General features: G+C 70.2%; 11 protein-coding genes. 1 reads left to right on the top strand and 10 read right to left on the bottom strand.

The features are described from left to right. Positions 1 to 709 (top strand): NAD-dependent epimerase/dehydratase family protein (locus AB0L97_RS34310; protein ID WP_364438003.1); only part of this gene is annotated, 709 nt, incomplete at its 5' end. 7 nt (positions 710 to 716) lie between these two features. On the opposite strand, the gene AB0L97_RS34305 is transcribed toward AB0L97_RS34310, so the two are convergent. The 10 genes from AB0L97_RS34305 to AB0L97_RS34260 all read right to left on the bottom strand — a co-directional run bounded on the left by AB0L97_RS34305 (position 717) and on the right by AB0L97_RS34260 (position 12,410). Then, a complete protein-coding gene (locus AB0L97_RS34305; protein WP_364438000.1) occupies positions 717 to 1,886 on the bottom strand; it encodes a MarP family serine protease in 1,170 nt (389 codons plus the stop codon). Between the two features lie 118 nt (positions 1,887 to 2,004). Next, positions 2,005 to 4,716 carry a fumarate reductase/succinate dehydrogenase flavoprotein subunit gene (locus tag AB0L97_RS34300; protein ID WP_364437997.1) on the bottom strand — a complete coding sequence of 904 codons (2,712 nt, stop codon included), beginning with the start codon at positions 4,714 to 4,716 and terminating at the stop codon, positions 2,005 to 2,007. Continuing rightward, positions 4,713 to 5,453 (bottom strand): ABC transporter ATP-binding protein, encoded by a 741-nt coding sequence (locus AB0L97_RS34295; protein ID WP_355078881.1) that lies wholly within the window; start codon positions 5,451 to 5,453, stop codon positions 4,713 to 4,715. Before AB0L97_RS34295 ends, AB0L97_RS34300 begins: the two co-directional genes overlap by 4 nt. Then, positions 5,450 to 6,310, bottom strand: coding sequence for an ABC transporter permease (locus AB0L97_RS34290; RefSeq protein WP_356969639.1), 861 nt, complete (start codon positions 6,308 to 6,310; stop codon positions 5,450 to 5,452). The genes AB0L97_RS34295 and AB0L97_RS34290 overlap by 4 nt, the downstream gene beginning before the upstream one ends. Further along, positions 6,307 to 7,734, bottom strand: coding sequence for an ABC transporter substrate-binding protein (locus tag AB0L97_RS34285; protein ID WP_364437992.1), 1,428 nt, complete (start codon positions 7,732 to 7,734; stop codon positions 6,307 to 6,309). The genes AB0L97_RS34290 and AB0L97_RS34285 overlap by 4 nt, the downstream gene beginning before the upstream one ends. A gap of 12 nt (positions 7,735 to 7,746) precedes the next feature. Next, on the bottom strand, positions 7,747 to 7,974 hold the full coding sequence (locus AB0L97_RS34280) for a ferredoxin family protein (protein WP_039797742.1): 228 nt from the start codon (positions 7,972 to 7,974) through the stop codon (positions 7,747 to 7,749). Beyond that, complete coding sequence (locus tag AB0L97_RS34275) at positions 7,975 to 8,760, bottom strand: GntR family transcriptional regulator (protein ID WP_355078884.1); 786 nt, start codon at positions 8,758 to 8,760, stop codon at positions 7,975 to 7,977. A 206-nt stretch (positions 8,761 to 8,966) separates the two neighbouring features. After that, positions 8,967 to 9,962, bottom strand: a complete 996-nt coding sequence (locus AB0L97_RS34270) for a pyridoxal-phosphate dependent enzyme (RefSeq protein ID WP_364437987.1) — start codon at positions 9,960 to 9,962, stop codon at positions 8,967 to 8,969. Continuing rightward, entirely contained in the window at positions 9,959 to 10,570 is a 612-nt protein-coding gene (locus AB0L97_RS34265) for a QsdR family transcriptional regulator (RefSeq protein ID WP_356969632.1), read from the bottom strand. The genes AB0L97_RS34270 and AB0L97_RS34265 overlap by 4 nt, the downstream gene beginning before the upstream one ends. Before the next feature lie 46 nt (positions 10,571 to 10,616). Beyond that, on the bottom strand, positions 10,617 to 12,410 hold the full coding sequence (locus tag AB0L97_RS34260; protein WP_364437983.1) for an acyl-CoA dehydrogenase: 1,794 nt from the start codon (positions 12,408 to 12,410) through the stop codon (positions 10,617 to 10,619). Between the last annotated feature and the right edge of the window lie 180 nt (positions 12,411 to 12,590).

Here is a 12,590-nt window from a genome sequence, read left to right as displayed (position 1 = left end):
GTGTCAGATACTTATTCCGCAGCTCCTCGATCGCGGCGACGAAGTCGCCAGCGGCGGTCGCTCGGACGCGAGCCATGAGGGGGCCGCGAACACGCAGCGCCGCAGGCGCTGCAAAATGAACATTGTGCGCATCTTCTTGGCCGGTGCGACCGGCGTTATCGGAGTCCGCTTGCTTCCGCTGTTGATCGAGGCGGGGCACGAGGTCGCGGGGATGACCCGATCGGCGGGGAAGGCCGATCCTTTGCGGGCGCTGGGGGCCGAGCCGGTGGTGTGCGATGTGTACGACGCCGACGCCCTGTCCGCCGCCGTGGTCGGGTTCGGGCCCGACATGGTGATGCATCAGCTCACGGACCTGCCGGACGACGCGGCGCTGCTGCCGGAGCGGGCCGAGGCGAACGCGCGCATCCGTACCGAGGGCACCCGTAACTTGATCGCCGCCGCGCGGGCGGCCGGGGCGAAACGCTTTCTCGCCCAGAGTATCGCGTGGGAGCCGCCCGCGGGCCGGGGCGCGGTGATCCAGGAGCACGAAGCGGCTGTGCTGGACTTCGACGGCGTGGTGGTGAAGTACGGCCAGTTCTACGGTCCTGGCACCTACTACGAGACCGAGCTGCCCGCGCACCCGCGCGTGCATGTCGACGATGCCGCGGAGCGGACCATTCCGCTGCTGGATGCCTCGAGCGGTGTGGTGATCATCGCCGACGCGTCCTGACCGGCGGTCAGGACGCGCAGGGGCCGGTGTCGACCGGGCGGTCGGAGCGCCACCCGTGGTCGAGCCGGTCGAGGACTTCCGGCAGGCTCGTGGCGAATCCGACATTGCTGTTGTTCTCGTCGACACCGAACACGATGCCCAGCACCCGGCCGTCGCGGTCGACCAGTGGCCCGCCGGAATTGCCGTGCTGGATCGAACCGTCCAAGGTGTAGATCTCGCGTTCCCCGACACCGGTGCGGTAGATGTCGCGCACCTGGCGTTCGGCCCGGCCGCGCACCCGCGTGGCGGACGCGGTGTAGGACCCGCCCCTGGGGTAGCCGAGCGCGATCGCGTCGTCGCCGGGATCGGCCGGTTCGGGCGCGACGGTCAGGGCGGGCGCGGTGAGCCCGGGGACGGCGAGCACCGCGATGTCCATGGTCGGATCGAACCGCACCACAGTCGCGGTGAGCGATCCGGCCGCGGTGTCGACGGAGACTTTGCTGGAGCCCGCGACGACGTGCGCGTTGGTCAGCACGCGCTCCGGCGCGATGACGAATCCGGAGCCGGACTGGCGCACGCCGCAGGTCGGCGCGAGATCCTGGACGCGAAGCACACTCTGGCGCAGTGCGGCGGGCATCGGTCCCGCGACGATGCCCGGATCGGGCGGCGCGAGCGGGCGGCCGAGCCCGGCGTCCACGATCGGTCCGGTGAGCACCTCCGACAGTCCGGACAGCCAGAACGGCGCGACGTCGTCGACGGTCCGCACGGTCGTCGAATCACGCACCAGGGCGGACGATTCCAGCGGTGCGGCGAACAGCCACACCACCAGCGGCACCGCGAGCGCGTAGCCGAGACATCCGCAGACGGCGTCGGCGCGTTGCGCGACGGGATCGGACACCGTCGCGCGGGCGGCTCGTCCGGCCCGGTGCCCGGCGACCGCGCCGAACGCGACCAACCCGGCGACCACCGTCAGCGCGAGCAGGAGCCGCACGGCGCCGGGAGCCAGCTGACCGAACACCGTGGCCGAGAGCGCCGCGCCGAGAATCGCTCCTGCCAAGGCGCCCGCGAAACCGGGCAGCCCCACGATCGCGCCGCGACGCCAGCCGAGCACCGCGGCCACCACGACGGTGGTGAGCACGGCGAGATCCAGCCAGTTCGGCAAGGTCAACGCCATACTCCCGTCGCTGCTGGTGGACAACGGCGACGGATTCGTCGTCGGCCGCCCCGTCGCCATCCGGCTGTGTCACGGCCGACGAGTCGGCAACGGTCGAGCCGCTAATCTAATCAGCGATTCGAGCTGCGGCAACCACGCCGCGCTAGGCCGTCGGCTGGGTGGCCAGCGCTCGCCGGGCATACGCGCGCACGTCGGCATCGGTGTCATCGATCGCGGCGCGCAGCGCGTCGTGCGCGGCGGGCAGGTCCGGCCACGCCGACAGCGACAGCACCGCCGCCTTGCGGACGTCGAGATGCGGATCGTGCAGTGCCGCAGCCAGGATCGGCACCGCGAGGTCCGGGTCGGCACCCGCGAGCCCGCGCGCCGCGCCCACCCGGATCTGCCAGGCCGAGTGACGCAGGGCGCCCGCCAGCGCGGTGACGTCGGCCGGCTCGGCGCCCAGCTGCGCGAACGCGGTCAGGGCCGCGGCGCGGACCAGCGGGTCTTGGTCGTCGGCGAGGCGGCGGATCACCTCGGCCCCGCCGTCGCCGATGGCGGCCAAGCCTTGGGCGACCGCGATCCGCACTTCCCGGTTGCCGTCGGCGGCCAGGGTGGCGACGCCGTCCCGATCGTTCAGCGAGACCAGCGCGCGGACCGCCTCGATGCGGACGCGATGATCCTCGTCCGCCAACGCCGCGCGGTAGTGCGCGGGTTCGCCTGCCCGCAGGGCGCGCAACAGATCGATCACCGTGGACCGCACGACGGGGTCGGCCGAGCCGAGCCGGTCGGAAAGTCCTGCCGCCGAGGGCAACACCTCGACGAGTTCGCGCAGGCTGGCCGCGGCGGCGCGCCGGACCGAGGCCGCCGTGTCGTCCAGCGCGTCGCCGAGGGCGGTCGCGAAGTCCTCCGGGGTGTGCTCGGTCAGCACCGAGATCGCCGCGGCCCGCACGCCCGCGTCGGCATCGGTCAGATAGCTGGACAATTGCTCCACGGTGGGCTCGTCGAGCGCGAGCAGCGCGACGATCCGGGGAGACGGGGGAGTGGCGGGCTGCGCCGGCGAACCGGCCGCGGTGCGATCGTGCTCAGCGCCGCCGCCGGTGTGCGGCGCACGGCCGACGACCTGGTGCGGCTGGTGCACCGGCACCACCTCGGCATCGGCCGAGGGCAGGTCGTCGAGCCCGGGCACCGGAACCAGGTACGGCGCCACCGGCCGCTTCAGGAACGCCATGGTTCCGTCGGGGTTCTTGCGCAGGTTGAGGTGGTATCGCCATTCGACATCGTCGCGTTCGGGTAGGTCGGCGCGCTCGTGGTAGAGGCCCCAACGGGATTCGGTCCTGGTCAGTGAGCTGCGGGCGGCCATCTCGGCGCAATCTCGGATGAACGACACCTCCGCCGCGCGCATCAGCTCGTGCGGGGTGCGCGCGCCGATGCCCTCGACCTCCCCGCGCATCCGGTCGAAGGTCTCCACCGCGATGGCCAGCTTGGTCGCCGTCTTGGGCGGCGCGACATAGTCGTTCACGAAACGTCGCAGCTTGTATTCCACCTGCGGTTGCGGCGGCCCCTCCGGCTGGCGCAGCGGCCGGTAGATCAGCTCATGGGCGGCGGCCAGCTGGTCCTCGGGCAACTCGGCGGGCGCGGCGACCTCGTCCAGGGTGGACGCGGCGTGCGCACCGGCGAGATCGCCGAAGACGAACGCGCCGATCATGTAGTTGTGCGGCACGCACGCCAGATCGCCCGCCGCGTACAAGCCGGGCACCGTGGTGCGCGCGTGCTCGTCGACCCACACGCCGGAGGCGGAATGGCCACTGCACAAACCGATTTCGGAGATGTGCATCTCGATGTCGTGGGTGCGATAGTCGTGGCCGCGGTTGGCGTGGAAGGTGCCTCGGGTGGGTCGCTCGGTGGTGTGCAGGATTCCTTCGAGCGTGCTCAGCGTCTCGTCGGGCAGGTGCGACACCTTCAGGTAGATGGGACCGCGCGCGGATTCGATCTCGCGCTTGACCTCGGCCATCATCTGGCCGGACCAGTAGTCGGAGTCGACGAAGCGTTCGCCTTCGGCGTTGACCTGGTAGCCGCCGAACGGATTGGCGACGTAGGCGCAGGCCGGGCCGTTGTAGTCCTTGATCAGCGGGTTGATCTGGAAGCATTCGATGCCGCTGAGTTCGGCCCCGGCGTGGTAGGCCATCGAGTAGCCGTCGCCCGCGTTGGTCGGGTTCTCGTAGGTGCCGTACAGGTATCCGCTGGCGGGCAGCCCGAGCCTGCCGCACGGCCCGGTGGCCAGGATCACGGCTTTCGCACCGACGGCAACGAATTCGCCGGTGCGGGTGTGCAGGGCGGCGGCGCCGACGGCGCGTCCGTTGTCGGTGAGCACGCGCACCGGCATGAGCCGGTTCTCGATGCGGATCTTCTCGCGCATCTTGCGCTGGCGCAGGACGCGATACAGCGCTTTCTTGACATCCTTGCCCTCGGGCATCGGCAGCACGTACGAGCCGGACCGGTGCACTCGGCGCACGGCGTACTCGCCGTACTCGTCCTTCTCGAACTTCACGCCGTAGCGTTCCAGCCGCTGCACCATGGCGAAGCCGCGCGTCGCGGTCTGGTAGATCGTGCGCTGGTCGACGATGCCGTCGTTGGCGCGGGTGATCTCGGCGACGTAGTCCTCCGGCTCGGCCTTGCCCGGGATCACGGCGTTGTTCACGCCGTCCATGCCCATGGCCAGCGCGCCGGAGTGCCGCACGTGCGCCTTCTCCAGCAGCAGCACGTTCGCGCCCTGCTCGGCGGCGGTGAGCGCGGCCATCGTGCCCGCCGTGCCGCCGCCGATGACGAGCACGTCGCAGTCCAGCCGAATCCGTTCCGATAGCGGCGGAATGTTCACAGTTTCTCCAGGATCTCGGCCTTCGTCGCGGCCCGGTCGATCGCGTCCCTCGGGCTGGGCACCGGCACCAGCGCCCGCAGCGTGCCGCCGCCGAGCACGGCGATGCGGTCGCCGAGCAGCAGGGCCTCGTCGAGGTCGTGGGTGACGAAGACGATGGTGGTGGGGTGGGCGCGCCAGGTCTGGATCAGCAGGCGCTGCATGGTTTCCCTGGTCTGGGTGTCCAGTGCGCCGAAGGGCTCGTCCATCAGCACGGCGCGCGGCGCGGCGGCCAGGCTGCGCGCGAGCTGGACGCGCTGGCGCATGCCGCCGGACAGGTCGCGCGGCAGGTAGTCGGCGTAGCCGGTGAGCCCGACCTCGTCCACCCAGTGCAGGGCGGTGGCCCGCCGCTGGGCTCGCGGTGTGCCGCGCAGGCGCAAGGCGAGTTCGATGTTCTGCCGCACGGTGCGCCACGGCAGCAGGGCGTCGTCCTGGAACACCAAGGCACGGTCGGCCGCGGGCCCGGTGACGTGGTCGCCGTCGGCCAGGATGGCTCCGTCCTCCGGCCTCCGCAGTCCGGCGACCGCGCGCAGCAACGTCGACTTGCCGCAGCCGGATTTGCCGACCACGACGAGAATTTCGCCCGGCGCGATGGACAGGTTCAGCCCGTCGAGCACCGGCTCGCCGCTATAGGCGATGCGGACACCGCTGAGACTCAAGGCCATTCCGGTCGATGCCGGTGCGTCGATCACTGTGGTCATGCTTCGACCTCCCTGGGCAGCCAGCGGGTTATGCGGCGGCCGGCCAGCTCGACCAGCCCCGATGTCGCGAAACCGAGGACGCCGATGGTGATCATGCCGACGAACACCGCCGGATAGTCCACGATGGTGTAGGCCTGCCAGGTGCGGTAGCCGACGCCGAGGCGTCCGGAGATCATCTCCGCGGAGATGAGACAGATCCACGCCACGCCGACGCCGACGGACAGCCCGCTGAAGACGCCGGGCAGGATGCCGGGGAACACCACGCGGGTGAGCACGTCCAGCCGGGACGCGCCCAGCGTGCGCACCGCGTCCTCCCAGATCGTGGGCAGTGCGCGCACCGCGTGCCTGGTGCTGACCAGCACCGGGAACAGCGACGCGGTGAACGTGATGAACACGATGCCGGACTCGTCGTTGGGGAACAGCAGGATCGCGACCGGCACCAGGGCGATGGCCGGGATCGGGCGGACGAGTTCGGCCAGCGGGCCGAAGGTGTCGGCGAGCAGCCGCGACCGGCCCAGTCCGATGCCCGCGATCACGCCGATGACCGCGGCCAGCCCGAAGCCGGTGACGATCCGGATCAGCGACTGCGCGATGTCCAGGTAGTACTGGTCGGAGCGCAACTGCGTGCCGAATTCGGCGACGATCTCGGTGACGGTCGGCAGCGTGTCGAACCGCAGGCCCGCCGCCCGCACGTTGTTGACCGTGAGCAGCTGCCACAGTCCGACCGCGGCGGCGACCGAGCCCACCCGCAGCAGGCGCGAGCGCCAGGCCGATCGCAACGCCGGCGTGGCCGCCGATCGGGTGGCGGCGGGTTCGGCCGCGGCCCGCACTGCCGGTGCGGCCAGTTCGCTGGTCATCCGCGTACTTCCGTGACGGCCTGGTCGTAGCCGACCGGCGTGGCGGACGGGTGCGCCTGCCGGTAGCGCTGCGCGGCCGCGGTGGTGGTGAAGGGCAGGTAGGCGGCGCCGTCGCGCAACCAGATCGACTTGTCGGCGAACCAGCGGGTGCCGAGTTCGGTGTCCGGGACGTAGGCGGCGCGGATCGTCCGGCCCTGCGCTTTCGCGGCCTGGACAGCGCGCAGCAGGCAGGTCGGGTCCGCGGCCGGTTGCGGCTTCGCCGCGCCGTCCACCCACAGTTCGCCGGCCAGCGCGGGGTTCTCCGCCGCTTTGCCGCAGATCGGGTCGGCGCCGGTGACCCGGGTCGGGTTGGCGGTGGCGGCCAGGTCGCGGTCGTAGTCGCCGCGTCCGGTCTCCGTGTACGCCTTGCGCAGCGGCCCGTCGTCGACGAACCGATCGATGTCGAGGTCGGCGAAGTCGCCGATCGACTTCAGGTAGGCCACATCACCTTTGAGCGCGTTGACCAGGCTCGACTTGAGCGTGGTGTCGAAACTCGTTCCGCCGGGACCGTTGTAGAGGTACACCACCTCCTGCGGCAGCCCGGACCCGTCGGCGACGATCTCGGCGGCTTCGAACGGCTTCTCCTGCAGGAATTGGGTGGCATCCAACTGCGCGGCCAGGAACGCCTGCAGGACCTCAGGGTGATCGGCGGCGTACGCGCGTCGGGCCACCACGCCGTGGAAGGTCGGCACGCCGAGTTCTGCGCCGTCGTAGAGCAGCTTGGCCTTGTTCTGGAAGACGACCAGACCGGGCCACGCGACGAATTGGGACAGCGCGCCCACTTGGTGGGATTCCAGGGCGGTCGCGCCGACCTGCGGCTGCTGGTTGAGCACTTCAACGCCCTTGGCCGGATCGATGCCCGCCCGGGACAGCGCCTGCACCAGCGTACCGTGCCCGGCCGAGCCCACGCTGGCCGAGATCTTCTGGCCCGCCAGGTCGCCGATGCCGGTGGCCGCCGAATCGTTCGGTACGACGACCATGTTCAGCGCGCCCTTGGGGTTGTACCCGGTGACCGACACCAGTTCGGTCCGCGCGCGCTCGTTGACCTGGGTGCGAGAGCCGTTGATCAGCAACGGGTAGTCGCCCATGGAGCCGATGTCGATCTTCTCGGCCACCATCTGCGCGGTGATCGGCGCGCCGGTGTCGTAGTCCTGCCACTCGACCTGGTACTTCGTCCCACCGTTGTCGGTGATCTTCTGTAGCCGCTGCTCGAGGTAGCCCTGCGCGCGCAGCAAGGTGCCCGCGGTGACGGTGTTGATGGTCTTGGACTGGTAGCCGACGACCACCTTGACGGTGCCGGCGGGGGTGTCGTCGGACTGCTCCAGCGAGCACCCGGTCAACGCGAGCGCGGCGGCGAGCAGGACGGGGGCGAGTTTCACTTTCATCGGTCTTCCAGATCAGCGGAGCAGGTAGGGCATGTTGACGGTGACGGCGCCGGTGGGGCAGCGGGCCGCGCAGGGACCGCAGTACCAGCACTCGTCCACGTGCATGAAGGCTTTGCCGTTCTCGGGGTTGATGGCCAGCGAGTCGAGCGGGCAGATCTCGACGCACAGCGTGCACCCCTGGATGCACAGCGACTCGTCGATGGTGACGGGGATGTCGGCGCGCTGGTTGACGAGTGCCATCTAGAGGACCTTCCATTCGGGTGTGCTGCGGGTCAGGCTGCCGCGCATGGTGATGCGGTCACCGCGCATGCGGATGTACTCCAGATCGACCGGACGGCCGTCGTCGAGCCGGGTCAGTCGTTCCAGCATCAGCAGCGGCGCGCCGCCGGGGACGTCGAGGGTGGAGGCGGTGTGCGGGTCGGCGGGCACCGCTTCCAGGGCGAGGTCGGCCGAGCCGAGCGACTGGCCGCTGATGCGTTCCAGCAGCACGAAGACGTCGGTGTGCTCGAGGTCGTGGCCGAGCACCTCGGTGCCGATGTCGGGCACGAGGTAGGTGAGGTCGAGGCTCAGCGGCAGATCCGCCAGGTAGCGCAGGCGCTCCAGATAGACCACGCGCTCGCCGGGCGCGAGACCGAGCCTGCGCGCGACGGCGGGCGGCGCGGCGACGTGCATCGCCGCGCGCACCTCGTTGCGCACGGTGCCGTGGCCCTTGAAGGTCTCCTGCAGCCCGAGCAGAGCGTCGAGCCCGTGGTCGTACTTGCGGGTGGCCACCCGGGTGCCCACTTTCGGCGCCCGGTCGATCAAGCCCTCGTCCTTCAACAGCGCCAAGGCGTCGCGCACGGTGTTGCGGGAGGCGCCGTACTCGGCGGCGAGTTCCTGTTCGCTCGGCAGCGCGTTCTCGAACGCGCCCGCGTGCAACTGGTGGCGCAAGATGTCGGCCACCCGCCGCGCTTGATCGGCGCGCAACTGCCGCACCGGCGTGGGTTCCGCTGCCACCGTCTCCGCCTTTCTATCGCTGACCTGCACGAATAGCGACGATAGTGTGGTTGTGGTCGCGCGCTTTCCCGCGTCGCCGCCGGGAGAAATCAGAGGATGTTATTGCGCCGGGAGCCTCGCGGCCCGACCTGGCGATATGCGCGGCCGTACGGCTAATACGCCACGTCGGGTTACGGCGGCCGAATTCGGATCACAGCGATTCGAAAGCGAGGTCCCGCGGGCCGCGTCGCGCGAATCTACGGTCGCGGACCGTAGGTATTGAGGAACAGCGCCGGCCCGGCGCCGAAGAAGCCCGCGCGATCCAGAGCGAGCAGGGCCGCGAGCGCTTTGGCGGTGTAGACGGTCTCCAGGTGCAGCCCGGCGCGTTCGGCGCGCTGTGCGGCATCCACGGCGGCGGGCGTGGTGTGGCCGTAGCCGGGGCCGAGCCATTCGATGGTCAGCGTGAGGTCCTCCGGCCGCAGCCCGGTCGGCGCGAAGCGCGCTCCGCGGGCGCGGAGCAGACGCTCGGTCCGTCCGGCGAGCCGGACGATGTGCTTCGCGTCGAGGGGGAGCGTGTCGTTGACGACGACTCCGACCACGCGCGTGCGCAGTCCGGCCAGGCGCAGGCCGAGTGCGAGGCCCGCGGCGGTGCCGCCGGATCCGACCGCGGTGACGATGTGCCCCGGCTCGGGCAGCTCACCCGCCGCGATCTGTGCCGCGAGTTCGCACGCCACCTCGACGTAACCCAAGGCTCCGACCGGCGACGATCCGCCCGCAGGCAGGAAGTACGGACGCGTGCCGCCCCGCACGCGTCGCAGATACAGCCAGGGCGCCGCGAGGATCGTGCGCAGTTTGGTGTGCGTGAAATGCAGAGCGGCGCCTGATTTCTCCAGCCGCCGCAGTTGCGCGCGCACGTGGTCGTCGACCGGCTGGTCCACCAAGGCGAGCTCGGTATCGATGCCCTGGGCACGGCCGTACAGGGCGGTGGCGAGCCCCCAGTTTGTTCCGGTGCCGCCAACGGTGAGGATGGTGCGCGCGCCCCGTCGCCGTGCCTCCGGCAGCAGCCACTCCAGCTTGCGGACCTTGTTGCCGCCCCATTCGCCGTCGCCGTATCCGCTTTCGTCCTTGCACCACAGCTGGGCCGTGGTGCCGAGGTCGCACCGGCGGACGGGCGTCGGAGCGGTGCCGAGGCGGACGAACGGCAAGGTGTCGGCCACCTCGGGAAAACGCTGGTGCAGCAGTGCCCCGGTCACGGTGTGATCGCGTCGGGGATGCCCAGCAGCGCCGCCTGGACCTCGTGCAGCCGGTCGATGTCGCCGCGAATGCCCGCGACGTTGTCGTTGTACAGGAACGCCTCACCGAGCCGGACGAGCGCGTAGGCCAGCAGCGCGGGTTCCAGCGGCGGATCGTATCCGTCCTCTTCGGCGGCGCGCGCGATCAACTCCTGGACGGTGCCCACGACCAGCGGCTGTACCGGCCCGTCGCTCGCGGTGAGGATGCGCAGGCCGGACAGCGGCTCGTTCTCGAAGTAGCGCCGGAACGGCTCGTTGTCGGTCATCCAGCGGTTGACCCGGTAGAGCACGTCCAAGATGCGCCGCGCGCCGGTGGAGCGGCGACGGGCGTCGGCGCGGGTGAGCAGCGCCTCGAACTCGCCGGCCAGAACGGCACCGAGCACTCCGTCGCGGGAGCCGAACCAGCGGTAGACCGAGGCGCGGCTGAGTCCGAGCTGCCCGGCGATCGCCTGGATGTCCACGCGCTCGCCGGACAGGAACGCCCTGCGAGCATGCTCGATGACCTGTTCCCTGGTCGCGGAGGCCGGGCGGCCGGGAGGACGGGTGGTCCGCTGACTGGAATCGATCACCGCGGAATGGTACATCTTTTAGAACATGTATCGAAACGCGCCGTGCTCAGAACCACTCGTCCCGCATCTGCAAGGTGGTCGTATCCAAGGTGGCGAGCAGATCCAGCGCCGGTGCGGTCTTGGGTAATTCGAAACGATAGAAGAACCGGGCCGCGTGCCGCTTGCCATCGTAGAAATCACCGGATCGGTCCGCGGTGGCGAGGAACTGCTCCAGCCAGATCCAGGCCAGTACGGTGTGCCCGAACGCTTCCAGGTACACCGAGCTGTTGGCCAGCGCGGCTTCGATGTCGCCGGAGGCGAACAGTCCCGCGGTCACCTCGACCAGACGCCGCCACGCCGAATCGAGTTGAGCGGCAAGCTCGGCGGCCTCGCCGCCGGCCGCGCGCGCGGCGGTGATGGTCGCGTCCACCCGGGCCCCGAGCGCGAGCAGGCTCGCGCCACCCTGCTGGGTCACCTTGCGTCCCAGCAGGTCCAGGCCTTGGATGCCGTGCGTGCCCTCGTGGATCGGGTTGAGCCGGTTGTCCCGGTAGTGCTGCTCGACGTTGTATTCGCGGGTATAGCCGTAGCCGCCGAGTACCTGGATGGCGAGGCTGTTGGCCTCGAGGCACCACTGCGAAGGCCAGCTCTTGGCGATCGGGGTCAGGATGTCCAGCAGCAGGGTGACCGCGCGGCGTTCGTCCTCGGATTCGGCGGTGCGCTGCTCGTCGACCAACTGCGCGCAGTAGAGCACCAGCGCCAACGCGCCTTCGGCATAGGACTTCTGGGCCAGCAGCATCCGCTTCACGTCGGCGTGCTCGATGATCGGCCGCTGCGGCGCGGACGGGTCGGCGGGGAGCTTGGCCCGGCCCTGGGTGCGCGTGCGGGCGTAGTCGAGCGACTCGAGGTATCCGGTGTAGCCGAGGGCGGTGGCGACCAGGCCGACGCCGATGCGCGCCTCGTTCATCATGTGGAACATGTAGGTCAGTCCGCGTTGCGGCTCGCCGACCAGGTAGCCGATCGCGCCGGGCGCGCCACCGGGCGTCCAGCGGCCCTCGCCGAAGTTCAGCACGGTGTTGACCGTGCCGCGGTAGCCCATCTTGTGGTTGAGCCCGGCCAGAGCGACGTCGTTGCGCTCACCGATCGCGCCGTCGTCGCCGACCAGGAACCGGGGCACCACGAACAGCGAGATGCCCTTCGTGCCCGCGGGGCCGCCGGGGATCTTGGCCAGCACCAGGTGCACGATGTTCTCGCCGAGTTCGTGATCGCCGCCCGAGATCCACATCTTGGTGCCGAACAGGCGATACGTGCCGTCGCCCTGCGGTTCGGCGCGGGTGACGATGTCGGCGAGCGAGGAACCGGCCTGCGGCTCCGACAGGCACATGGTGCCGAAGAAGCGGCCCGCGAGCATGGGCTTCACGAACTTCTCGACGTGTTCCGGGCCGTGGGCGAGAAGCAGATTCGCGTTGGCCACCGTGAGGAACGGGTAGCCCGCGGTACCCGGGTTGGCCGCCTGGAACCAGGCGTAACTCGCCTGCGCGACGGTCGCGGGCAGCTGGGCGCCGCCCAGTTCGTAATCCATTGCGGCCGAAGGCAGACCGGCCTTCGCGAAGGCGGCCAGCGCCTGGCCGACCTCCGGGATGATGGTCACGCGCTCGCCGTCGAAGGTGGGTTCGTTGGCGTCGTTGAGCTTGTTGTGCGGCGCGAAATACTTGGTGGCCAGCTGCTCGCTGAGCTCGAGCACGGCGTCGAAGGTCTCCCGCGAGTGCTCGGCGTACCGCTCGCGTTTGGTGAGCGCTTCGACGTCCAGCCACTCGTAGAGCAGGAACTCGAGATCGCGCCGGGACAACAAGGTCGACCGCATCAGCCAGTCCTTTCGAGACATGTTCGACTTATTGTATCTTACGGGCCAGTGTGCGGGTGCGGGACCGGTAGTCCCTGCCGAATGCGTATCCGGGTGCGCCGCCGGACCGGCTGTCGTGGACGATGTCCTCCCCGACGCTCCCACCAGGCTGGTCGTCCTCCAGTTCGGTCGTCCGCCGGT

Origin of the sequence: Nocardia sp. NPDC051911 (assembly GCF_040681035.1) — a bacterium.
In the GTDB taxonomy this organism is placed as follows: Bacteria; Actinomycetota; Actinomycetes; order Mycobacteriales; family Mycobacteriaceae; genus Nocardia; species Nocardia sichangensis.
This window is presented reverse-complemented; position numbering and strand designations above follow the sequence as displayed.